The following is a 24,601-nucleotide window of genomic DNA, read 5'->3' on the forward strand; positions in this document are numbered from 1 at the left end:
CCATCTGACCCGATAGACTTACGGAGCACGCGCCATGCCAAAAAAGAGCCGACGCCAGCGGATCGCGAAAGCCGCCAGTCTCGCCGCGCTCCGTCTGGGCCGCTATCGCGGGGACGGCGCACCGCCGATCTTTGTCATCGGATCGGGGCGTTCCGGCAATACATTGGTGCGCCGTGTGCTGACGGCATCGGGCGAAATCTACATCCCCCCGGAAACCTATGTCCTGGGCGAAATCATCGAGATCTGGCCCCGCACCGCCCTGCTGCCCTGGCGTGAACAGGTCTGGCTGTTCTGTGCCTATTTCGAAAAGCATTCCGAGTTTTCGACCTTCGGGCTGACCAACCTTGATGACTTTGCTGCCCGTGCCGTCGCGCTGCCCGCCGCCGAGCGGACCCTGCGTCAGCTGATCGACGCCTTCTATCTGCATCTCGCCAAGGCGCAGGACGCCCCGACCGGGCGCTGGGGCGACAAGACGCCATACAACACCCATCACCTGCCGGCGATCGGCACGCTTTATCCCGAGGCAAAATATCTCTGGCTGGTCCGTGATGGCCGCGACGTGGCGCTGTCCTATGTCGAGGCCGGGCTCTATCCCGATCTGCTTGGCGCGGCCGACCGCTGGACCCGCGCCAACCGCGCCTGCCTGAGCTTTGCCCGACGCGGTCTGGATGTGCGGCAACAAGGCTACGAGAATCTCGTCACCGATCCAGAAACGGCATTTGCCGATCTCTTCCAATGGGCCGGGCTTGAATTCGCCCCGGACATGCTGACCATCCTGCCCGGTCCGATGGGCGACGTTGAACAGCGCCGCCACCACGAAAAGGTGCGCAGGCCAATTTCCGCCGCCTCGGCGGGCCGCTGGCGCGGTCAGCTGAAACCGGCGGACCTGTCCACCCTGCCAGACGATTTCTGGCAGGTGATGCACGCCCTCGGATACGCGACCGAGGGTGCTCAGACGTAGAGGATGTCCGCCGAAGCCGATATGTCGGACAATGTCAGCCCGGAAAGCTGCGCCAGAGCAAACTCTGTCCCCTCCGGATCGGTCAGACGCAACTCCACCCCGATATTGATCGCGTGCAGGCCGAAGGAAAGCGCAGCGGTGCTTTCGGTCGTCCATCCGAAATGCTGCGAAATGCCGCTCACATCCAGCTTGTCACCCTCAAGTGCCGAGAAATCGAGGATCCGGTCAGTCACGCCGGGCGCGACCGTGTCGAAGCTGAACACGAAGGTATCGGCGCCCCCCTTCCCCTCAAGGACGTCAGAGCCACCGCCGCCATCGATCACATTGTCGCCCCCCGAACCGGTGATCCTGTCTCCGGCACGCCCACCGATCACGTCCTCCAATCCGCCGGGTATCGCTTGCCAGTCAAGCCCCGAGCCGCTGAATAATCCGGTTTCGGCCTCAACCAGCGCGAACAGGGCATCGGCGTATTCGCTATATGCTGCGTTGGTATAATGGACGTTGTCACTCGACAGATGGTCAATGCCCTCGGCCGGGGTCGCAGGGATCTGGCCGTGGGGATTGTCGAACAACAGCAAAGTCGGGCGGCTGCCTTGCAGGTCTTCGACCAGCGCCCGCAACCCCGACACATAGGTCCCGTTTCCGGCGTCGCCCGCCACGGTCACGCCCCCCACAACGCTATAACCCTCGTTGATAAAGTACGCGTATTCCGCCGGCACGCCATTTGTGAGCTTCGGCGCGAGGGTGGAGACAACCAGATATTTCCCGTCAGAGCCGGGCTCCTGATAGAACTGCGTCACGGCCTTGTCGATATTATCAAGAATCCCCGGCAGATGCACCGTGAAGAAGTTGCCCGACTGGAACTCGAAATCGTTGGTGCCCGCCATCAGCAGCGTCACGTCGGGGCTGTGCAGGCCCAGATTGTCGGACAGATCCGCATCGCGTCCATTTCCCACGATCAAGCGCAGCGGAATCCCCGGCTCGCCGCTGTGATCGCGATCGAGCATGGTAGAGGGACCGTTGCTGAAGGCGCCGACGTAATCGACCCAGCCGCCCGCGTTGATGATCAACTCAAGCAGATCGCCACGATAGCCATCATGCTCGGCGGCGGGTGACGTGCCGTCCACGATCCCCTGGGTCAGCGAATCGCCGATAGGCAACACCTTGGGCGCCTCGGCATAGCGGTCCGCCTCAAGATCGATCAGCAAGCCCTCGGTGCGGGGTGCGAAAAGCGCCCCCGCAAGCCCATCGATCGCGATAAACAGCGCCGGGCCGGTGATCGTGGTGATGTTGCCCGCAGCGTCGGTGGCGGTGACGCGGGTGGTGGCCGCGCCGTCGGCCAGGGTGCTGACGTCGAGAAGCGCCGTGCCGTCCGCCGCCAGCGGCACCGAGACCGAGCCGCCAGCGCCGTCGGAGATTGTCACCACCGCCGTGGCATCGGCGTCCAGACCGCTCAGGCTCAGGGCGACCGCACCTTCCTCACCGGCCTCGATCAAGGCATCCGCCATCCCCAGCGCCAGCGCCATGTTGCCATCGTCGTCCGCCGAGCCAGGAGGCGGCCCCGCCACCAGCCGCAGCGTACCGGCCGCAACCGAAATCTGCTCCGGCGTCACGCCACGCAGTTCGGCCACCGCCACCGACCCGGTCCCCGGCACGTTGACCAGAATGATCGACCCCAGATAGCTGGCGATCACCGAGACCGCTGCCGCAGCCGCCGCCGCGTCCCAGCCATAGGCCGCAGAGATCGCCGACAGGTCCGCCACGTCGCCCTCGCCGGGGGAGAAATCCTCGACCCGGTCGCGCCCACCCACAAGGGAATCCGGCCCCCAGACAAAGGTGTCGGCCCCTGCTCCACCGCCAAGGTTGTCCTGCCCCGCGCCGCCCTCAAGCGTGTCGTTGCCACCCTCGCCGCGCAGCCGGTCACGGCCCGCGCCGCCAAGCATCAGGTCATCCCCGGAGGTGCCGGTCAGCCAGTCATCGCCATTGGTGCCGATGATCGCGTTCGGCGGCACAGGCTCGGACACCGTGTCCAGCGTCAGCGCCGGACCCGCAATCACCGGCGTCACATTGCCGCTGGTATCCGTGGCCACAATCGACGTGCTCAGTGGCCCGTCGCTCAAGCCCGACAGATCCAGCACCGCCGTCGCAGCCCCCGGCGTCAGCACGCCCGAGACAACGCTCGTGGTGCCGTCGCTCACCGTGATCACCGCCGTGGCGTCGTCGTCCAGACCGGTGGCGCTCAACGTGACCGTGCCGGCTTCTGAGGCGTCGATCATCGTGTCGGGCGCCGCAATCGCCAGATTGCCGTCCTCATCCGCCGACAGGTCCGGCGCAAAGTCGAGCACCAGCCCCGGACCCGCAATCGCTGGAGTCACGTTGCCGCTGGTATCCGTGGCCACGATCGACGTGCTCAGCGGCCCGTCGCTCAACCCCGACAGATCGAGCACCACCGTTGCAGCCCCCGGCGTCAGCACGCCCGAGACAACGCTTGTGGTGCCGTCGCTCACCGTGATCACCGCCGTGGCGTCGGCGTCCAGACCGGTGGCGCTCAGCGTGACCGCGCCGGCCTCCGAGGCGTCGATCATCGTGTCGGACGCCGCAATCGCCAAGTTGCCGTCCTCATCCGCCGAAAGGTCCGGCGCAAAGTCCAGCGTCAGCGCCGGGCCGGTGATCGTGGTGATGTTGCCCGCGGCGTCGGTTGCGGTGACGCGGGTGGTGGCCGCGCCGTCGGCCAGGGTGCTGACGTCGAGAAGCGCCGTGCCGTCCGCCGCCAGCGGCACCGAGACCGAGCCGCCCGCGCCGTCGGAAATTGTCACCACCGCCGTGGCATCGGCGTCCAGACCGCTCAGGCTCAGGGCGACCGCGGCTTCCTCACCGGCCTCGATCAAGGCATCCGCCATCCCCAGCGCCAGCGCCATGTTGCCATCGTCGTCCGCCGACCCCGGAGGCGGCCCCGCCACCAGCCGCAGCGTACCGGCCGCAACCGAAATCTGCTCCGGCGTAACACCGCGCAACTCGGCCACCGCCACCGACCCGGTCCCCGGCACGTTGACCAGGATGATCGACCCCAGATAGCTGGTGATCACCGAAACCGCAGCCGCTGCCGCCGCCGCGTCCCAGCCATAGGCCGCAGAGATCGCCGAAAGGTCGGCCACGTCGCCCTCGCCGGGGGAGAAATCCTCGACCCGGTCACGTCCGCCCACAAGGGCATCCGGCCCCCAGACAAAGGTGTCGGCCCCCGCTCCACCGCCAAGGTTGTCTTGCCCCGCACCGCCCTCCAGCGTGTCGTTACCACCCTCGCCGCGCAGCCGGTCACGACCCGCGCCGCCAAGCATCAGGTCATCCCCGGAGGTGCCGGTCAGCCAGTCATCGCCATCGGTGCCGATGATCGCGTTCGGCGGCACAGGCGCGGACACCGTGTCGAGCGTCAACGCCGGACCCGCAATCGCCGGCGTCACGTTGCCGCTGGTATCTGTGGCCACAATCGACGTGCTCAGTGGCCCGTCGCTCAAGCCCGACAGATCGAGCACCACCGTCGCAGCCCCCGGCGTCAGCACGCCCGAGACAACGCTCGTGGTGCCGTCGCTTACCGTGATCACCGCCGTGGCATCGGCGTCCAGACCGGTGGCGCTCAGCGTGACCGCACCGGCCTCCGAGGCGTCGATCACCGTGTCGGACGCCGCAATCGCCAGATTGCCGTCCTCATCCGCCGACAGGTCCGGCGCAAAGTCCAGCGTCAACGCCGGACCCGCAATCGCTGGCGTCACGTTGCCGCTGGTATCCGTGGCCACGATCGACGTGCTCAGTGGCCCGTCGCTCAACCCCGACAGATCCAGCACCGCCGTCGCCGACCCCGGTGTCAGCACACCCGAGACAACGCTCGTGGTGCCGTCGCTTACCGTGATCACCGCCGTAGCGTCGGCGTCCAGACCGGTGGCGCTCAGCGTGACCGCGCCGGCCTCTGAGGCGTCGATCATCGTGTCCGGCGCCGCAATCGCCAGATTGCCGTCTTCATCCGCCGACAGGTCCGGCGCAAAGTCCAGCACCAGCCCCGGGCCGGTTATGGTGGTGATGTTGCCCGCGGCGTCGGTGGCGGTGACGCGGGTGGTGGCCGCGCCGTCGGCCAGGGTGCTGACGTCGAGAAGCGCCGTGCCGTCCGCCGCCAGCGGCACCGAGACCGAGCCGCCAGCGCCGTCGGAGATTGTCACCACCGCCGTGGCATCGGCGTCCAGACCGCTCAGGCTCAGGGCGACCGCACCTTCCTCACCGGCCTCGATCAAGGCATCCGCCATCCCCAGCGCCAGCGCCATGTTGCCATCGTCGTCCGCCGAGCCAGGAGGCGGCCCCGCCACCAGCCGCAGCGTACCGGCCGCAACCGAAATCTGCTCCGGCGTCACGCCACGCAGTTCGGCCACCGCCACCGACCCGGTCCCCGGCACGTTGACCAGAATGATCGACCCCAGATAGCTGGCGATCACCGAGACCGCTGCCGCAGCCGCCGCCGCGTCCCAGCCATAGGCCGCAGAGATCGCCGACAGGTCCGCCACGTCGCCCTCGCCGGGGGAGAAATCCTCGACCCGGTCGCGCCCACCCACAAGGGAATCCGGCCCCCAGACAAAGGTGTCGGCCCCTGCTCCACCGCCAAGGTTGTCCTGCCCCGCGCCGCCCTCAAGCGTGTCGTTGCCACCCTCGCCGCGCAGCCGGTCACGGCCCGCGCCGCCAAGCATCAGGTCATCCCCGGAGGTGCCGGTCAGCCAGTCATCGCCATTGGTGCCGATGATCGCGTTCGGCGGCACAGGCTCGGACACCGTGTCCAGCGTCAGCGCCGGACCCGCAATCACCGGCGTCACATTGCCGCTGGTATCCGTGGCCACAATCGACGTGCTCAGTGGCCCGTCGCTCAAGCCCGACAGATCCAGCACCGCCGTCGCAGCCCCCGGCGTCAGCACGCCCGAGACAACGCTCGTGGTGCCGTCGCTCACCGTGATCACCGCCGTGGCGTCGTCGTCCAGACCGGTGGCGCTCAACGTGACCGTGCCGGCTTCTGAGGCGTCGATCATCGTGTCGGGCGCCGCAATCGCCAGATTGCCGTCCTCATCCGCCGACAGGTCCGGCGCAAAGTCGAGCACCAGCCCCGGACCCGCAATCGCTGGAGTCACGTTGCCGCTGGTATCCGTGGCCACGATCGACGTGCTCAGCGGCCCGTCGCTCAACCCCGACAGATCGAGCACCACCGTTGCAGCCCCCGGCGTCAGCACGCCCGAGACAACGCTTGTGGTGCCGTCGCTCACCGTGATCACCGCCGTGGCGTCGGCGTCCAGACCGGTGGCGCTCAGCGTGACCGCGCCGGCCTCCGAGGCATCGATCATCGTGTCGGGCGCCGCAATCGCCAGATTGCCGTCCTCATCCGCCGACAGGTCCGGCGCAAAGTCGAGCACCAGCCCCGGGCCGGTGATCGTGGTGATGTTGCCCGCGGCGTCGGTGGCAGTGACGCGGGTGGTGGCCGCGCCGTCGGCCAGGGTGCTGACGTCGAGAAGCGCCGTGCCGTCCGCCGCCAGCGGCACCGAGACCGAGCCGCCCGCGCCGTCGAAAATTGTCACCACTGCCGTGGCATCGGCGTCCAGACCGCTCAAGCTCAGGGCGACCGCGCCTTCCTCACCGGCCTCGATCAAGGCATCCGCCATCCCCAGCGCCAGCGCCATGTTGCCGTCATCGTCCGCCGACCCCGGAGGCGGTCCCGCCACCAGCCGCAGCGTACCGGCCGCAACCGAAATCTGCTCCGGCGTCACGCCGCGCAGTTCGGCCAGCGCGAGCAACCCCATCCCGGGCACTTCGATGTTGATGTTGGTGCCCCGCGAGCTTGCTGAAATCGAGATCGCCGCCTCTGCCGCTGCCGCGTCCCAACCATAGGCAGCAGAGATCGCCGAAATATCCACCACGTCGCCCTCGCCGGGGGTGAAGTCGTCGACCCGGTCACGCCAGGGGCCAAGGGAATCAGTATCCCAGACAAAGGTGTCGGCCCCCGTGCCGCCTCCCAGATCGTCCTGGCCCGCGCCGCCGTCGATGGTGTCATCGCCGCCATGGCCGCGGATCCAATCCCGCCCCGCGCCGCCAAGAATCAGGTCGCCGGAGTCCCCGCCCTGCAACCCGTCATCGCCATCGTATCCGTTCACCACCGAAGGCATGAACGGTACGGCCTTCAGCCGGTCGCGCCCCTCGGTGCCCTCAACCGGTGCCAGCACCGGTGTGTAGCTGACGGAATCGTATCGCGCCGTGCCGGTGGCGTCAGCCGCGACCGGCCCGTGCCAGTCCTGAAGCGCCGCGCCGCCGGTCCAGATGTTCATGAACATCTTCATCCCCTCGTCGGGGATCGGTACAGGGGCATCTTCGGCGGAAATGTCGAAGATCAGCGCGTCGTCCACATACCAGGAGATGCCGCCGGGCAGCCAGTCGATGCGGTAGCTGTGCAGCGCATCGGCCGCGTCAAAGCCCAGATCGATTACGACAGTCTGGTGCGCACCAAGCCGATCGTCGCCGTGGTAGTAATTCAGGTGGATCTGGGTCGTGTCATCGCCCAGAAATTCGATGTCGATCTCGTTGTGCTGTGAGCCGCCAAAGAAGGTGTTGTTGTAGAGGAAGAACGACGACACCACGCCCGAGGTGCCTGACGGCGCCATCTCGACCTCGTAGGAGCCGTAACCGTAGTATTGCCGCGACTGCAGCTCCGCTCCGGTGAAGGTCTTGCCACCGGTATCCGCCCCGTCGAAGGTCAGCCTGACCTCGCCTTGGGACAACTGCAGGTAATCGGAATCCCACGCGGTCTGATTCCAAGTCGCGCCAACGGCGAAGTCGGAAACGGCCCAGATGGTCGGATCCAGCGAATCAAGTGTGTCGTTCAGCACAACAAACCTCCTGAAAACAAATAAAAAGAAAAATTATATTTTAAAAAATCGCAATAATGCAGCATTTTTATCATATGCTCGTCGGGCAAAACGGCAAGCGTCTTGGCCGCGGCGGGCGGTAATTCAGGCAGTTACACGTTCAGGTTGTGGTTTGCAGGGCGGCATGACCGGCACGTCAGCCAGTGCGCAATAACGCGACGGCCCGACGCAGGGCGACCAATTGCGGCAGCGCGGCAAGACCCCAGGTAAGCATCGCCGTTCCAAATGCCGCAAACAGCAGCAGAATCGCGTCCTGCGCTACGGCGGGCGCGATCAACAGCGCACTGACCAGCCAGGCCAGAACACCGACAATCGTAGGCCAGACAACTGCCGCGAGCGCCTCGCGTTGGCTGAACGGCGTGGCGCGTCCGGTATACCACCAGAGCCGCGGCGTGTAGGCCACGGCAAAGAGCGACAGGACCACTGCCACCACGTTGATGCCGAAGGGCACCGCGATCGCAACGCAGACGATTTGCAGGATCGCGCGCTCGGTCGCCATCCGCAGCCGCAGCGTGGTCTGGCCTGCCGCATAAAACGCCATGCCCGCCATCGAGGTCGACGCCTCGAGCGCGAAGGCCGGGGCCGCCAGTGCGAAGACCAGCGCCACATCGCCCCAGCGATCCGTGAGCAGAAGCGGGATCAGGTCGGGCGCAAATCCCGCAAGGCAGAACATCCCGGGCAGGATGACCAAAGCGAGCAGGCGCAGCGCGGCAATATACAGCGCGCCGATCGCTGCGGGGTCCGAGGCTTGCCGCGCCATCCGCACGAAGACGACCTGCGACGCGGGGCCAGACAGGCCCAATTCCGGCAAGCGCAACAGCCGCAGCGCCATCGAAAACAGCCCCAGCGGTGCGGCCCCCACGGCGTAGCCCAGCATCATCACCGGCGCCTGTCGCTGGAGCGTGAAGACGAGCGAGGTGCCGACGGTGTCGCGGGCAAAGCGCAGATGCCCGGTCAGCCATGCAGGCTCCAGCCGCAGCCGCGGACGATAGGGGCTGGCGATAGCGGCACCAAGCGCCAGCGTCGCAAACAGCACGATCTGCTGGATGATCAGGCACCAGGCCCCGGCGCCGGCAATCGCCAGCCCGATCGCGGCGGCGAGGCTCAGGATCACAGCAAGGGTGCGCAGCCCGCCCAGCCACACGAAACGTTCGTCACGTTCCAGCGCGGCGTTGGACACCGCCGATAGCGATTGCATCAGCGGGATGACCGAGAGCGCCTGAACCAACCCCGACAGCCCGGGAAAGTCGAACAACGCCTCCCATAGCGGCGCGGTGAGGAACAGCGACAGGCTGAGCAGGGATCCGAGCCCCGCGAGAAGCCAGAACACGCTGTCCCATTCCTCGGGGACCACCTCGGACTGGCGGACGAGCGACCGGCCAAGACCGCAATCGCTCAGCAGTTGGGCAAAGACGACGATGCTCATGGCCAGCGCGACGGCACCGAAATCGGCGATGGTAAGATAGCGCGCGATGATCGGCAGAACCAGCACCTGCGCGAAGACGGACAGCACCCGCGACCCCGCCATGGCGCCGATGTTGAGAAAGAACGAAGCGCCCGGAACGCGCGGCGGCGTGGGCTGTTTCAAAGCCGCGGCTCCGAACACGGGACGGCATTCGGGGTCGGATATGGGGCGCGGTGGCGCCGCCTGTCGCAGGGTGCCAAAGATGCGGGGATCGGTTCTGGTCCGGCGTGGTCCAGTGCCGTTCTCGCGAGGGTGTTCAGCATTGCTCTCTCCGTTCGGCACCGTCGCGCCAGATCAACGACATGCCCGGACTGCGCAATGCCTGCCTGCAGATGTATCGCATGATCGCTTTCACGCAAAGCGTCCAACGGGGTCATTTCGGCCCACAGTTTTCGCCCCGTGTGTGCCCGCCGCCGGGCCGTTTTCTCAGCCCCAGCCGCCACCCCGCGCCTTGCGTGGCCATATTTTTCTTGCCGTATCGCCCCCGAGACGTGACAATCACGCAAGGGCAACAGCGCCCGCCGCGTATTTTTAGACCTGTATTTCTTTCGCTAAGGTATTTCCGGCATGACATCCATGCGACCAGATCCGGACCCGCCCTTCCGGCCCCCTCGTCCGCGCCGTCGCGCATCGGCCCGCGAAATCCGGGGTTGGAGCTTTGGGGACCCCGCACCGGACTTCACCGTTTCGGAGGATCGGGTTTGCATCTGCTGATCCTCGCACCCCAACCGTTTTTCGTGGAACGTGGCACGCCGATTGCCGTGCGCAATCTGGCGACTGCTCTGGCCGCTCAGGGGCACCGTATCGACCTGATGGTGTTCCCCGGCGGCACAGAGGTCGACATCGTCGGCGTCACGATCCATCGGCTGCCGGACTGGCGGATCCTGTCGGACATCGCCCCCGGATTTTCTGGCCGCAAGATCCTTGCCGATCTGGTCATGCTGCCGAAGGCGGCCGCCCGGATCCGGCGCGGCCGCCCTGATCTTGTCATCGCGGTTGAAGAGGCGGCCTATATCGCCTTGCTGCTCAGGCGCGTCTTCGGTGTGCCCTATATCTGCGATATCGACAGTTCGATCCCCGAACAGCTGGACGATAAATTCTCGTTGCCACACTGGCTGCTACGGATGTTTCAATGGGCCGAAGGCCGTGCGGCACGCGGGGCCGTGGGCGCCATCACCTGCTGTCGCGCCCTTGAGGAAACGACCCGCGCACATGCGCCCGACCTTCCTGTGCAAACGCTCGAGGATATTCCACTGACCGACGATGCACCGACCGGGCCACCGCCCGAGGATTGCCGTTTCGACGCGCCGGTGATCATGTATGTGGGCAATCTCGAACCCTATCAGGGGGTGGATTTACTGCTGGACGGGTTCGCGGCGACGGTGGCAGAGGGGACCAAAGGACAGCTGGTCATCATCGGCGGCACCCCGGACCATGTCGCCGCCTTGGGCGCGCGGGCCCATGCGCTGGGGCTCGACCAGCGGGTGTCGATCCTGGGGCCGCGCCCGGTGTCGCAGATCGGGCGTTATCTGGCACAGGCCGCCATCGTCGCGTCGCCGCGCATAAAGGGGCGCAACACGCCGATGAAGGTCTACAGCTATCTCGATTCGGGCCGACCGCTGCTGGCGACAAGGCTTCCCACTCATACGCAGGTGCTTGACGACGACATAGCCATGCTGGTGGAGCCGGATGTGGCGGGCATGGCGCGCGGCATCGCGGCTTTGATCGGTGATCCGGCGTTGTGCGCAAAGCTTGCCGAAGCGGCCCGGATACGGGTGCAGGCAGAATACAGCCGGACCGCATTCGAACGGAAACTGAAGCGATTCATGCGCCACGAGATCATGCCCCGGATCGGCGTCACCCCGCCACTTGATCCGCAGGGCCCCGACGATATCCCCCAACACCCTGATCCGCATCACAAAACATGGGAGAACCAATCAATTGGGAATGTTGAATAAGGCCGGCATACGAACCGTCGAACTGCTGGCCCCCCGGCTGTCGCAACATCGCCGGGAGCGCCTTGCCAAGCTCTTTGTCTCGATGTCCCGGCCGGTGGCCGAACAGCAGCCGTACACCTGCCCGCTCTGCGGCTACTCAGGGCTTTTCGATCCCATTTTCGGATCAAATGCCCTGCGTTTCGATGCCGAGTGTCCGTCATGCCAATCGCGCGAGCGGCACCGTTTCATCAAGCTCTGGCTGGTTTCAGAAGCGCCCGAGGAAGGGTTGGGAAGTTTTCTGCACTTTGCCCCCGAGCCCAGTCTGGAACGCGAGATACGTTCGCGCTGCATGGAGTATCGGACGGCGGACATCACACCGGGTCGGGCGGATCTGGTGCTCAACATGGAATCGATCGACCTGCCCGATGCCTCGGTAGACACGATCATGGCCAACCACGTCCTTGAACATGTGGACGACAGAAAGGCATTGCCCGAACTGTTCCGCATCCTGCGTCCGGGGGGATTGGCGCTGTTGACGACCCCGGTGACCCATGCGTGGCAGCACAGCTATGAAGACCCGTCGATCACCACGCCCGAAGCGCGGCATCGCCATTTCGGCCAGGCCGATCATGTGGTTTTCTTCGGCAGCGATATCGACGACCGGATCCGCGCGGCGGGTTTCGATCTGGAAAAGGCGGTGGCCGACGGGGCGCAGGCGGCCAAGTATGGGTTGATCCGCGGCGATACGATCTATTTGGCTCGCCGCCCGGCGGCATAGGGGTTCGCGGCTCGGCGCCCGGCGACATAGGTCGCTTTGGCTTCGGTCGGCGTCAGAGGGACGCGGCCCGTTTCGTCGGCCCGGAAGCACCGCACCGGGCCGCAGGCGGCAATCGCGGTTGGGTTGGCCAAGTGGTTCGCCGGCCTGCCCCGTCTCGCCCTTGGGGGCGTCAGGTCACTTCGTCGTTCTGCGTCTTGTACCACCCGTCAGGCGCATCCAGACGGTCGGGGATTGCCACGTCCCCGATCCCTCCTTCGCCGTAACCGAAGGTTTCAATGTCGAGCTTATAGGCCTCGCGCACCAAATCGAAGGTCGTATCGTCATAGTAAGTGCGCCAGTCGCGCTTGCGTTTCGATGCATTGACATGGGGCAGCGTCTCGTCGAGCCCTAGCGCGGTACAAATCCGGGCGAAATCTTCGTTCAGCGTCTCGAACCTGCCGACATGCTGCACCAGCCGTGCCCCTGTCATGTCGTAGACAAAGGAGCATTGCAGCCGGGTGTCGTTTTCGCATTTGTGGCGGATGTAGGTTTTAAAATTACCGAACCCCCGCACCTGTTCATGATAAGGATGCGCCTTGGACTGGCAGGCATAGGCGTATTCCGAAACCTGCCAATCCCAGGGATTGCGCACGAAGGCGAACTTCACGGCCGCCTCGAACAGATCAGGCGGCATGGCATAGCGGATCTGTTCGGCGGTCATGTGCTGGCGGTTTACCAGCGCCTCGCGCCAATCGATCATCGGCTGTGCCACCGCCGGCAAAAGCTGTACGGATTTGCGGACATAGCGGTTGCGCAAATAGACCGGGCAGTATTTTCGCAACGCCGCCATGACCGATTCGCCGCCGGTTTTGTATATGTGAACAAAGATAAATTGGTGCGATGGAGAATACAGCATGGCAGACAGATCCTGATCTGAGAGCTTAAATTGATCACGGCTTCCCACCTGCCGGAGGGGCGCGCGCGATATTCGAAAAGACCGAGCGGACAGGAAAATTCGGTCCGTTCGCTGTAAACCTGTTGGCGATGCTATCGCTTTACCGGGAAATTTCCACTCTCTTGTCACGCAGCCGATATCGCCGCCTCATTGTTCGGGTTCAAAATTCAGGCACTCCGTCGCATTGCGGGGTGCTCGGGTCGGCCTCGTCCCAGCGGACCGCCACCAACGCGCCCGCCGATCGCACCTGCAACGCGATGCCCTGCGCCGCTGCCGCGCTGCGGAACGCGCCGCCGATCCGGTTGCCTTTCCAAATCTCGTCCACGCTGACCAGCACGCCCGCGCGCACGCAGGCCAGAAGCCGGACCATCCCTTCCTCGCCGCGCAGGGCATAGCGACCTGTGCGGGGATCGCGGCCGAACAGCGCGGCGGGATCGAACTCCGCTTCCCAACCCGCACTCCGGCGCAGATCGACGTCGTAGTCACCAAGTTCGGCCACCATATGCAGCTCATTCGTGGTGGCCAGGAACGGCACGTCCCGCCAGGGTTTCAGCAGCTCGGTCAGGCCCGAGAAATCCGGCCGGAATTTGGTGTCGTAACCGCCTCCTGCCGCCAGTTTTACCGACGAGACGAGGAAACCGTTCGAGGCCAGCATGAAACCGATGCACCCCACAAGGATCGATGCCGTCATCACCTGCGAAACGGGCAGGCGCCGCCGCGCCATTTGCAGAATTTCAGCGCCTGCCAGTCCCCAGACCGCAAAGAAGAACGGCATCGCGCCCGAGATATAGCGATCCGCCTTCATTGCGCCAAATGACTGAACCACAAAGACCGTGCCGAAAATCGCGACGCAGAACCATGTCAGCCGCGCATTGACCCGCAGCGCAAGCAGCACCGCGACCGGGAAAAGCGGCCAGAATGTCTCGTACACCTTGCGCAGACCATTGTGATAGAACGCGGCATAATCCCGCGTGGCGACAGCGTTGCCGGGCGAAAAGCGGTACAGCGCCCAGGCTTTTTCAAGCGCGCCAGTGGGCCACAAAAGCGCCAGCGCCGCAAGGATCAGCACCGCGCCCCCCAGTCCCCACGCCCAACGTCGACCCGGGTTCACGGTCACAAGCGCCCGCCCCGCGAGCCAGATCGCCAGCCCGCCGCAAGCAACCACCGTCGTGACCTGCAAAAGCGTCGCCGCGCCCAGCAACACCAGCGCGGCGATGGCCCAGCCCCATCGCGTCCGCCCCTGCCCGCTTGCCACCGCATAGACCGCAACCGCACCGGCAAAGAACAGCAGAACATGCAGCGAATAGAACCGCAGCATTTGCGATTCCAGAATGCCTTGCGGCCACAGCACGGCGAAACCCGTCGCGATCCCCGCCACCAGCCCCCCGGCCCGACCGCGCAGCCACCAGAACAACGCCAGCGGCAGCGCCAATCCCGGCAGCAACGAAACGACCCGCGCCGCCGCAAGGCTGTCCTGTGCGGTCAGATCAAGAAACCGCGCCACCGTCAGCGTATAGGCCGCAGCCCGCGTATAGCTGCCATCGAGGATCCGAAGCTCACCTGTTTCGAGCCATCCCAGTGCCGCGAGATAGTGATAGAGTTCGTCGAATTCCGGCGGTGCCGACATCAGGCCGGAACGGGTCAGAACCGCCGCCACCACGATCATGACCGAGATCAGGACACCCGTCGCGATCCCGCCGCCCGCATGCGCGCCCGGCCCGGACCTGTGGTCGGTCACACTGTGCCAATTTCGATCATGTCCCGGCATTGCCGACCTCGGAGGTTCGCCGACCGATATATACGGACATCTTGCGCTCACCAGCTCGGACAATAAGCCCCGCGCAGGTCACGATCCGGCAACGGCGGTTTTCGAACGTTTTCGGCGCAGGGCAAAGACGACGCCGCCGACCACGGCCTGCACCATCACCATGGCAAAGGCGATCCAGGCCAGCGAGATGGCCAATTCCCCCGCCACGCCGAATTGTCCGAACAGATACAGGAACGCCTGTTCGCGGATGCCGATGCCGTTCACCGAAGCGGGGATCATCATAATAAACAGCGACACGGGGATGATCGCAAAATAGATCATCAACGGTAGGTCGATCCCCAGCGCCAGACCGATCAGCCAATAGTGAAGCACCACATTGGCCTGAAAGACGAACGAGACGCCGACGCAGCCATAGACGACGCGCATCCGCGTGGCGAAGGCCATCGAGGTTTCATTTATCCGCTCCATGATGCCGCTCAGCCAGCCCAGACCGCGCAACCGGCCCAGCCGCGATGCAATCGCACGCATGTAGCGACTGAGGAAAATCGCCGTCAGCGCGATCAGCACAGCGGCGACCACAAGCAGCATCCAGCCGATCCCGGTGCGGGACACCACATCCCAGCCGATCGTCGGCAGCGCGATGACGGCCAGCAGCAGCAGGCCGAACATGCCGGTAAGCCGTTCAACGAACAGGATCAGGAACGACCGGGTGTAGGACGGCACCCGATCCGAGATGTCCATCGCGCGCATCAGATCACCGCTCATGACGCCGGGCAGGAAGGAGTTGAAGAAGATGCCGATGGTATAGGCGCGGATCAGCTCGATCAGGGGCACCACAAATTGCTGTGCACGCAACAAGAGCTGCCAGCGCCACGAACACATCAGATAGCCGATGACGTTCAGCGCAAAGGCCAGCGCCAGCAAAGCAGGATCAGCCTGTGACACCGCCGCGCGGATATCGCCGATGTTGTCGATCTGGATGAACAGCAGATAGCCGATCAACCCGAGGCTGACCGCGATCTTGACCATCAGCGGCAGGTGGCTCCGGAGCGGGCCTTTCACGGTCGCGGTCATTGCGTCGCCTCCGCGGGCAAAGGGTCAGTCTGCTGTTCGGGTTCGGCTTTCGCCCCGCGCTTTCTCAGGAAGCGTGCCGGAACCCCTGCCATGATGCTGAACGGAGCCACGTCGCGGATCACGACGGCCCCCGCCGAAACGATACTGCCACGCCCGATCCGCACACCGTCGAGCACCTTGACCCCGGCCCCGAGCCAGACGTCGTCTTCAATCACGATGCCGCGGCTGTCGAACCCTTGGGTGTTGATCGGGCGGTCGGGGTCTTCGAACCGGTGGTTGCCGGCGACGATGTGACAATGGCCTGCAATCAGAACGTTGTTGCCGATTTCAATCCCGCCCTGCCCGTTGAGGATCGCAAAAGCGCCGACAAAACAATCATCGCCAAGGGTGATGGTGCCCTCATATCCGGTTTCGAAATGCACCGCGTGCATGATCTGGTTGCGGGCCCCCAGTTCCAGCCGGGCGTCGCGGCTTTTGATGTCAAAGAAGACCCGGTCGTCAATCATCGTGCCGTCACCCACCGACAAACGGTCGGGACAGCGCAACACCACCCCACGCGAAAACGCCACGCCCCGGCCGCAATGGCCAAGAAGCAGCGGATAGAGGGCGCGACGCATTACAAGCCCCAGCGCGCCGGGCATCGGCCCCGCGAACGTGATGATCGCCTCGTGCAGAAACAGACGGCTGATCCGATCGCTGCCTACGACGCGGGAGAGGTATTTGCGCAGCGGCCCTGTGCGTTTGCGGGTAACGCTGTCGCCGAACGTGCCGGGCCCCGGATCAGGATGCGTCATCGGGATGATCCCTCACAAAAAGATCTGCGCTCAGAATACCACAGGCCATGACGCAGCGAAAACATGACGTCCTGCGGTCCGGCGCAAAGGCACGCGCCCGGCCCGCGGTTTGCTATGGCGGAACGCGCGGTCAACGTGTCACGTCCGTGTTGGGTTTGCGGCTGGAAATACGGCGCGCGGGAACACCCCCATGAATTTCGTAGGGTGCCACCTCGCCGGTGACCACGGCGCCTGCGGCAATAATCGCCCCGTCACCGATCCGCGCCCCGTCAAGGATCCGCGCCCCGGCCCCGATCCAGACGTCGTTGCCGATCACCACCTCGCCGCGCGTTTCCAGCCCCTGAAGCACCATCGGGCCTGCCTCTGGGTCGGTGCGATATCGCCCGCCGCCAATATAGCACTGACCGGCCACGATGGCATGATCGCCGATGCGGATGCCCGACACCGCCGACATGGTCGTCTGGCTGCCGATCGAGCCGCCCTTGCCGATATGCAGGTGGTTTTGCTTGACCACTGCGATCACGTCGCGCGCCAAAAGTGTGCCGTCGCCAATCGACAGACCGCCCTCCTGCGTTGTGCCGCGTGCGTCCAGAGTACAATTGTCGTCAATCGCCACGCCAGCGCCCAGATGTATGCGCGACGGGCAGCGCAGGATCACGTTGCGCCCGAAATTCACCCCCCGCCCTACCCGCCCGAACAGGCCGGGATACAGCACCTTGCGCAGCGCATAGCCCGCAGCGCCGGGAAAGCCCCCGGCCAGTGACGTGGCAAATTCATACCGCAGAAAGGCGAGCAGGCCGGGACGCCCGACAAAGAATGTCTGATACTTTCTGAACGCCGAGTCGCCACTTGAAAGGGCATCGACCACACGATCCTTTTGCGGCGCCGTCCCGCCTCGTGCCTTTTGCGGCGCTGCCCCGCCTTGTGCCGGATCCTGCGCCAAGGCGCGTCCGTCATGCCCGTTGGTCTCATCCCGCGTCATCGGGCACGGTCCGCGCGCAGAACCACCGGCGTGCCAAAGGTGCGGTCCAGCCCGATGGCCCGCATTGCCGCCTCGCAGCGGTGCGAGACGCGCGGTGCCTTCAGCATCCGGTGAAGGACCATAGGCAGCACGAACTGCCCCACCTCATCCGTAACGCCGAACCCAAGACGGTCGAGACAGGCATGCACGTCGCGACGCGCCATCGTGGCATAGTCGCGGGTGTTGCCCTCGGCCCGCTTCTTGGCCCAGAGCAACAGCGGCTTGGCCCGGTTGGCCCCACCGGGTAGCGGGAAATCGACGATCACGGCACGCCGCGCCACGCGCGTCATTTCGGCCAGAAGCGTTTGCCAGTCACCGACATGGGCCATCATCCGCAAGGCCAGCACCACGTCAAAGCTTTGATCCTCAAACGGCAGGCGCAACAGCGGTCCGACATGCCGCTTGAACCTTGGATGATCGAGATGCGCGACCTGCCCCCAGGCCTCGCGGCTGCTCGACACGACCGTGACCGGATGCCCCGCCGCAAGCAGCGGACGCGCAGATTGCCCGTGTCCACCCCCGACATCAAGGATCGAAGCTGCCGGCAAATCACGCAGTAAACCCTGCAACGCAACGGTCTGTCGGCTCAGCAGATATTCCCCCGCCGGGCCAGCGAACCGCGCGGCATAGCGGTCGCCGGACGGGTCGAGATCCGCGTCGGGCGCGCCGATGTCGGCGATGGAGAGATCGCTCACGCCGCCTGCCTCGGTTTGGCGGGCGCAAGCCGCCCGGTTTCACGATACCATGCCGCGGTCAGGCGCAGCCCTTCAGCAAGGCCGATCTGTGGCTGAAACCCGATGGTGCGCTTGGCCTTGTCCACCGAAAAAGCGCGCGCCTTGGTAAAGAACGACACCCGGCGACGGTGCAGCGGCGGATCGATCCCGAAGGGTTTGCACACCGCCTCGCACATGACTGCGGCAGCCATCAGTGGCGCGACCGGTAGGTGGCCGCGCGGCGGCGCGACGTCGAGAACCCGCGCCACTTCGGCCACGAGTAGGTTGAGCGTGGTATAATTCTCGTCGCCGATCAGAAACACCTCGCCCACGGCGGCGGGATGTTCGGCGGCCAGAATCAACCCTTGGACGATGTCGTCGATATAGGTCATGTGATAGGCAATCTTGCCGTCACCGAACATGCGGAACGTCCCGTTGTCGACGGTGCGAAACAGCTTGAGAAAACGCGTGTCGCCGGGCCCATAGATACCGGTCGGGCGAATGACCGAAACCGGCGCACCCCGTGCCATGGCCGCGCGCGCGATCTCTTCGCCCTCGAGCTTGGATTGTTGATAGACGTCACCGGGCCGAAAGGCGGTTTCTTCATTCGCGGGGATTTCCATGACGTCGCCATGCACCCCACAGGTTGAGCAATGCACGATCCGCGCGACGCCCGCTGTCTCGGCAGCCTCGAGCAGATCCCGCACCGCGTCGCGGTTCACCCGGAAATAATAGTCATCCGCATGGCTGGCATCGCGGTATGCGGCGGCGATATTGAACAGGTGTGTGACCCCCTCCATCGCCCGCGCGATGGCGGCCGCGTCGGTCAGATCGCCCTGCGTCACCTCGATGCCCTGTTCGCGTAACGCCTGCGCCGCGGCACTGTCCATGTCGCGCACCATAGCGCGCACGCGGTAACCCCGCGCCACAAGTGTTTCGGCCAATCGCCCCCCAGTGAACCCCGTGGCACCAGTCACCAGCGCCAGACCCTTGGTTTCGTCGGTCATACTTAAAATGCCTCGTTGTAAAAATCGTCGTCTGAATTCTTCGCTCGGGGCATTAAATCATGTCCCGAGTACGGCGCTGAAACCCACGCCCTGGCCCCTTAATATTGGATCAATATACCGCACCCGGGCGCATCCGTCGACAATTCTGAGCAGGCACATCCCCAGGTTGAGTTGGCCGGAAGCGGCTTCGCAGGGCAGCCCGCGTGCAAGTATGGCAATCACAGCCGTCATGCGAAAGCTGATCGATACCGCAAACGCCTGTTTACCGGAGCATCCGAAACAGACACAGGACCCGGCTTTACCAAAAGAGATATCGGTTGCCCCAAGCAGCGACCGGCCGCCCGTGGATCGTCAGCGAGCGGCGAGGCCTCGGCGTTTTGGTGTTGGCTGGCCAGTCCATGATGTTCTGGATCGGCAGTACTCATGCCCTTCAGCGATCACGCTGGCGTCACAACATGAATCCCTTACGATTTGTGCAACCAAACCCGATGTCCGACATCATGAGCCGACAATCAGATCCGTTACTAGCAGCCGATATCGGCGCAGATCTTCGCACGGTAAGCGGCGTTCGCTTTGCTTTCCAGCGATTCCGGCAAGGCTGATTGCACCGGCAGCGCGCCGCACTGGAGCTCATAATCTTGCTCAAGTCCCGCGCTGGAACAACTGCCGACTTCCCAGCCCGGCGGTACATCTTCGAGATTGACCTCGCGCCACTTTGGATGCCCGACCTCCTGAAGTTGACGAAAGTTCGTGAGGATCAGCTTGGACAGGTCAGAGACCGCCTTGCAGCTATCACGGTGATACGCGTTCTTCTTCGGGGTGTACTCATAGGTCATCAGCACGGCCTTGACGGCAACCACAGGCGTCTCTTCCGCTTGAAAGGGATAGGTGCCGGCCGGGATCGAGGTGGGGATATAGACGGACGTCAGGGTCGGGTCGTCGATTGGCAGCAGGTGGAACTTGGTTGAGTCGATTTCGGCCGACTGGAACAGTTTTGTCGGTGCCCCTGCCACGTAAAAGAACGCATCGATTTCATTGGCCAGCAATCGCTCCAGTGACGCGGTCGGATTGATGGTGACACGCGCGGCAGGCTGAACACCTGCAAGATCAAGGACAAGCGAGGCGGTCAGGAACGTGCCACTGTCCTCTACTCCGACCGCAACCCGGCGACCATTGAGATCGGAAAGCGAGGTGATATCCCGGCGGGCCAGAATATGGACTTCTTCATTGTAAAGCGGCAAGGCGATCCGCACACCGAGGATCGCGCGGGCAATGTCGGGATCTTCGCTCGAGAACGTCTTGAGATATTCGAGCACATCGCTCTGAACGATCCCGAATTGCGTATGCGGCAGCTTGCGGACCCCCAGAAAGTTCTCCAGCGAACCCGCGCTTTCGCGAATGGTGTATTCAAGGCCGCAAGCGTTCGCCACCGAGGCAAGGTCGCGTCCAATCTGGATATAGGTCCCGCTCGGTCCACCGGTCAGAATGTTTTTTTCAAATTGCTGGGCAGACGCACCCGGGCCGGTTGCGGCGAAGCCCAGCAACCAGACTGCTGCCGCTAAAATGACGCTTGAAAATCTTTGCACCGCATAATTCTCCCTTGTTAATCAAAACTATCGACATGGTCCCAAACCCCGTACCAATACCACGAGGGTCTGTCGGTTCACCGTCCCGAAGACGGCACGCAGCGCATCCACCGCACAGGCACCGCGCTCAAGTTCGCCCGTCAGCCGTGCGATGTCCGAAGCCGGTGCCCCGCCCAACCCGGGAGCGGCAGCTATCAAAGCGCGAATTTCGCCCGGTGTAATCATGGGGCTCGCGCTTCCGGCATCGCCCGCCCCGGACGCTGGGGTGATGGGCGTTTCGACCGTGGCCACGACCTGCGGCGCATCGCCACTCGGCTCGGAACCCGGGCCTGCCTCCGAAACATCGATTGCCGGGGTGTCCGTTTGACTCTCGAGATCGGCGCGGGCCTTGTCAGAGCTTGCTCGCATGGTCTCGATCTCTGCTTGAAGCGTGCCGATCTCTTCGAGGCTCGCCATCTTGGCAGCCTCAATTTCGCTCAAGTCCGCTTGTGCGGCCGCAAGCCGACGCTCTGACTCCGCCAAGGTCTGGGTCATTTGTTCGCTCTTTGAAAGTTCCGCCGCCCTCGCGTCGCGCAACGCGGCAAGCTCGTCCTCAAGAGCAGCCAGATCTTGTTGAAATGCACTCCGGCGACCAGACATATCATCGAGGTCCGCAACAAGCGTCGTCTGGTCAATGCGCAGACTTTGAAGACGTCCCTCAACGGCTGCGATTTCGTCCCGCTTTGCTTCAAGGTCGCGCAGCATTTCCGCTTTTTCGGCCTGTGCGGTCTCAAACGCGGCCTTGTCCGCATCCACCGTCACCCGGGTCTCTGCCACACGCTTCTGAACCTCGGCAAGGGCCGCCTGGCCTTCGGCAAGGTCTACGGCAAGCTGTTCATTCTCTTTCGTGGCACCATCGGCCTGCTCGCTCAGAGTGACAGCGCGCGCGGTGACGGCCGCCAGTTCCGCTTGCGCCGCCTCCGATTTTTGCGTCGTCTCGCGCAGGTTCGCTTCGGCATCTTCAAGCGCCTTGCTGGCCGCTGCAAGCTCGGTATCGAGCCCCGTCAACTCTGCCGCCACGATGTCCCGCCTGCGTTCGATCTCGCTGAGTTCGGCCCCCGCCTTGCTCGCCGAGGCCGTCCGCTCGCGCGCCACCTCCAACTCTGTCTTTGTCGCCGACAGCTGTTCTTCAGCTTCGGCCTGTTCCGCGCGACGCGCCGCAGTCTGCTCGGCGGCCTGCTCGCCTTGCATACGCAGATCCGCAAGCGCAGCTTCCGCTTCGCTGATTCCGCGCGACGCTTCTTCCTGACGCTCCAGGACGCGCGCCAGATCGGTCTGCGCGACCTCCAGCTGTGCCCGGGTCTGATCCAGGGTTTCAACCTCTTCGTGCGCAATCGCGGTGTCCGCCTCGATCGCAGCCAGACGGGCCTTGGCCTCATTCAGGCGCACTTCCGATTGCTCCGCCGTCTTTGCATTCTCTTCCGCGCGCATGGCCGCTTCATCCCGCTCGGCATTCGCCTGTTCCACGTTCGCAAGCGTCTCGCTCAATGCGGCCTCGGCGGCAGATCGTGCGGCGGCCAATTCGGTCAGCGCCTCGCGGACCTCGGTCGCTTCCGATTTCATCGTCTCGACCTGATCTGCCGCGGCCCGGCTCTGCACAATATCGGCCTCAAGCGTCCGGAGGGTGCCCTGCGCTGCGTCGATCTCTCCTGCTAACCGGAGCTTGTCGGCCTGCCTGACCTCCAGGGCCTCGGTGGCCGCACTCAACTCGGACTCGATCCTCGCCAGATTCGCGTTGGCCTCCACTTCTCTGGCCGCGGCCTCCTTCGCAGTGGCATCGGATTCGTCGGTCTTCTCCTGTAAGGCCTTCGCTTGCACGATCTCCGCCTCACGCCGCTCCAACTCCAACCGGGCGGCGGCCAGATCAGCAGACAATGCTTCGGCATCGGCGCGCATGCCCTCTGTCTCTTGCGTTGCCTGCTCTTGCCCCGAACGTAACTCAAGAAGCGCGGCGCGCATGGCGTCGATCTCGGCCTCGACGGCGTCACGTTCGGATGTCAGGGCCGCGGCTTCGTCTCGCAATCGGCGGTTGCTGGCGTCGATCGATTGGGCCTCTGCTCTGGAGGTTTCCAACTCGGTCACCGCGGAATTCAAGTCATCGACCGCCGCGTTGAGCGTTTCCAGCAAATTCAACTGATCCGAAACATCCTGCGCGCCTTGGGCAATCTCGGACTGCAACGCGCTCAGCCTTTCTTCGGCGACTTTTAACGCGGATTGGTCGGTGCCCCCCTCAGGGCGGTCCTGTTCGCCAGCAGCAGCGGCGCCTTCATCTACGGAAGGGATCAAAGGCGCGTCGGGCGAACTGGTTACAGCCGTTTCCGACGGCGGATCGGTCGGCGACTCAGAAAAAGCGAATGTCGGGAGAAAGGCGATCCCGATGACTACGAGCCCGGCGCGCATCCCCTTGATCAAGCGATCTCTCCCTTAGGTGAAAAACCTAATACGTCAATTGATACACAATTTCCGCGAAAAGTCGATAAAAAGGGGCGCGTGCGCGGACGGGTCAGGTGGCGCTGGTTTCGATGGCGGTCAAAATGCTCGCTTTGGAGCTCGACGTTGACCCGCCGCTCACACCCGCTCTGCGTGCCCAACCCCAATACATTAATCAACGTATTGCAGGTCGACCACGGGGCTGCGGCTCTCAGTAGGTGCCGTCTTCCAGAATATGATCGTGGCCCAGTTCCTCAAGACCGCTGACGATTTCGTCAGCGACCATCGGATGCGAGAGCAGATAGCGCGACGTCTTAGAGTCCGCGCGTTCGGCTGCCAACCCGAGGGCGTCTGACCAATCCTCACGTCCAAAATCGCCGCGTCCGACCCACATCAGCGCAACCAGTTCCTGCTGGTGCTCCGGGTCCATTCCGTCGATTTCCTGCATCACTTCATCGCGAAACGAGCTCGGATCCACCTCTTCCTCAAGGGTGACATGGTGCCCGCCGCGCAGCGCATTGTCGCGGGCGTCTCTTGGCGTATCCTCGTCGCCAAGGCTCGCAGCCCGCATCTTGAACACCAAACGGCGCAGATACCCCGGATCAATCGTCAGTTCGGTGACGCTGTCCGTTTCGTCGGTGCTTTCCGTTTCGTTGGCGCTGTCCGTTTCCATCGTGTCGTCCTTTTATACGCGTCACATATCGTGGATCGCCTGCGGCAAACCAACCTTGACGTCGTCAGTCTTGCCGCGCGAACTCTTGCTGTCGAACATCGGGAACGCGGCGGCTGCTAGAGCGGTTCCTTTCGTTGCGATCATCACGCTATCGCATCGGCCCATTCATCCTGCGGATCATACCCGATTGCGCCGGAATCCAGATTGATCTGGATCAACCCCCGTGTGCCGCCTGGTGCGAACTGCCGGTGCTTTTCTCGCGCTGAATCCGGGCGTGGGCCCGGCTAAATCCCATCAGACCCCGGGCGGCGGGTCTGCTGCATGTCATTGGCAACCCCCTCGGCCACCATCACCGCACCACTTCCCGGGGCGAGCTCCTCGATCGCCTTTTGCGTCCACGTTGCGAGACGCGCCGCATCATCAACGCCGCTGCGCACCGGCGCGCTTGAAATGCACTTCCGCACCCGCCGGTGGCAATCA

General features: G+C 64.2%; 16 protein-coding genes. 3 read left to right on the forward strand and 13 right to left on the reverse strand.

Annotated features, from left to right (window positions below; translation table 11 throughout):
• The first annotated feature begins 34 nt into the window (after positions 1 to 34).
• Positions 35 to 961, forward strand: a complete 927-nt coding sequence (locus FQ320_RS08495; protein ID WP_148471285.1) for a sulfotransferase — start codon at positions 35 to 37, stop codon at positions 959 to 961.
• Here the strand turns inward: FQ320_RS08495 and FQ320_RS26355 are convergent.
• Positions 952 to 7,863, reverse strand: a complete 6,912-nt coding sequence (locus FQ320_RS26355; RefSeq protein ID WP_148471286.1) for a family 16 glycosylhydrolase — start codon at positions 7,861 to 7,863, stop codon at positions 952 to 954. The two genes, FQ320_RS08495 and FQ320_RS26355, sit on opposite strands and share 10 nt — an antisense overlap.
• Before the next feature lie 175 nt (positions 7,864 to 8,038).
• The gene (locus FQ320_RS08505; protein ID WP_148471287.1) at positions 8,039 to 9,490 is read right to left on the reverse strand and encodes an oligosaccharide flippase family protein; all 1,452 of its coding nucleotides are present in this window, start codon (positions 9,488 to 9,490) and stop codon (positions 8,039 to 8,041) included.
• Between the two features lie 578 nt (positions 9,491 to 10,068).
• On the opposite strand from FQ320_RS08505, the gene FQ320_RS08510 reads away from it, so the two are divergent.
• Both FQ320_RS08510 and FQ320_RS08515 read left to right on the forward strand, forming a co-directional pair.
• The gene (locus FQ320_RS08510; RefSeq protein WP_222861586.1) at positions 10,069 to 11,325 is read left to right on the forward strand and encodes a glycosyltransferase family 4 protein; all 1,257 of its coding nucleotides are present in this window, start codon (positions 10,069 to 10,071) and stop codon (positions 11,323 to 11,325) included.
• On the forward strand, positions 11,315 to 12,082 hold the full coding sequence (locus FQ320_RS08515; RefSeq protein WP_148471288.1) for a methyltransferase domain-containing protein: 768 nt from the start codon (positions 11,315 to 11,317) through the stop codon (positions 12,080 to 12,082). The genes FQ320_RS08510 and FQ320_RS08515 overlap by 11 nt, the downstream gene beginning before the upstream one ends.
• Before the next feature lie 169 nt (positions 12,083 to 12,251).
• Here FQ320_RS08515 and FQ320_RS08520 read toward each other — a convergent pair whose 3' ends face one another.
• The 11 genes from FQ320_RS08520 to FQ320_RS26365 all read right to left on the reverse strand — a co-directional run bounded on the left by FQ320_RS08520 (position 12,252) and on the right by FQ320_RS26365 (position 24,265).
• The gene (locus FQ320_RS08520) at positions 12,252 to 12,977 is read right to left on the reverse strand and encodes a sulfotransferase family 2 domain-containing protein (RefSeq protein WP_148471289.1); all 726 of its coding nucleotides are present in this window, start codon (positions 12,975 to 12,977) and stop codon (positions 12,252 to 12,254) included.
• A gap of 199 nt (positions 12,978 to 13,176) precedes the next feature.
• Positions 13,177 to 14,754 (reverse strand): hypothetical protein, encoded by a 1,578-nt coding sequence (locus tag FQ320_RS08525; protein ID WP_148471290.1) that lies wholly within the window; start codon positions 14,752 to 14,754, stop codon positions 13,177 to 13,179.
• A 108-nt stretch (positions 14,755 to 14,862) separates the two neighbouring features.
• Entirely contained in the window at positions 14,863 to 15,858 is a 996-nt protein-coding gene (locus tag FQ320_RS08530) for a lysylphosphatidylglycerol synthase transmembrane domain-containing protein (RefSeq protein ID WP_148471291.1), read from the reverse strand.
• A complete protein-coding gene (locus FQ320_RS08535) occupies positions 15,855 to 16,652 on the reverse strand; it encodes an acyltransferase (protein ID WP_148471292.1) in 798 nt (265 codons plus the stop codon). The genes FQ320_RS08530 and FQ320_RS08535 overlap by 4 nt, the downstream gene beginning before the upstream one ends.
• Before the next feature lie 130 nt (positions 16,653 to 16,782).
• Entirely contained in the window at positions 16,783 to 17,634 is an 852-nt protein-coding gene (locus FQ320_RS26360; RefSeq protein WP_148471293.1) for a DapH/DapD/GlmU-related protein, read from the reverse strand.
• Entirely contained in the window at positions 17,631 to 18,368 is a 738-nt protein-coding gene (locus FQ320_RS08545; RefSeq protein WP_148471294.1) for a class I SAM-dependent methyltransferase, read from the reverse strand. The genes FQ320_RS26360 and FQ320_RS08545 overlap by 4 nt, the downstream gene beginning before the upstream one ends.
• Positions 18,365 to 19,393, reverse strand: a complete 1,029-nt coding sequence (locus tag FQ320_RS08550) for an NAD(P)-dependent oxidoreductase (protein ID WP_148471295.1) — start codon at positions 19,391 to 19,393, stop codon at positions 18,365 to 18,367. The genes FQ320_RS08545 and FQ320_RS08550 overlap by 4 nt, the downstream gene beginning before the upstream one ends.
• A 524-nt stretch (positions 19,394 to 19,917) precedes the next feature.
• Positions 19,918 to 20,979, reverse strand: coding sequence for a TAXI family TRAP transporter solute-binding subunit (locus tag FQ320_RS08555; RefSeq protein WP_255509426.1), 1,062 nt, complete (start codon positions 20,977 to 20,979; stop codon positions 19,918 to 19,920).
• Positions 20,980 to 21,006: 27 nt separating this feature from the next.
• A complete protein-coding gene (locus tag FQ320_RS08560; protein WP_148471296.1) occupies positions 21,007 to 23,430 on the reverse strand; it encodes a hypothetical protein in 2,424 nt (807 codons plus the stop codon).
• Between the two features lie 229 nt (positions 23,431 to 23,659).
• Positions 23,660 to 24,121, reverse strand: a complete 462-nt coding sequence (locus FQ320_RS08565; RefSeq protein ID WP_148471297.1) for a DUF3775 domain-containing protein — start codon at positions 24,119 to 24,121, stop codon at positions 23,660 to 23,662.
• Between the two features lie 21 nt (positions 24,122 to 24,142).
• On the reverse strand, positions 24,143 to 24,265 hold the full coding sequence (locus tag FQ320_RS26365; protein ID WP_255509427.1) for a hypothetical protein: 123 nt from the start codon (positions 24,263 to 24,265) through the stop codon (positions 24,143 to 24,145).
• Positions 24,266 to 24,601: the final 336 nt, after the last annotated feature.

This window comes from Oceaniovalibus sp. ACAM 378, assembly GCF_008085915.1.
Taxonomy (GTDB): Bacteria; Pseudomonadota; Alphaproteobacteria; order Rhodobacterales; family Rhodobacteraceae; genus Oceaniglobus.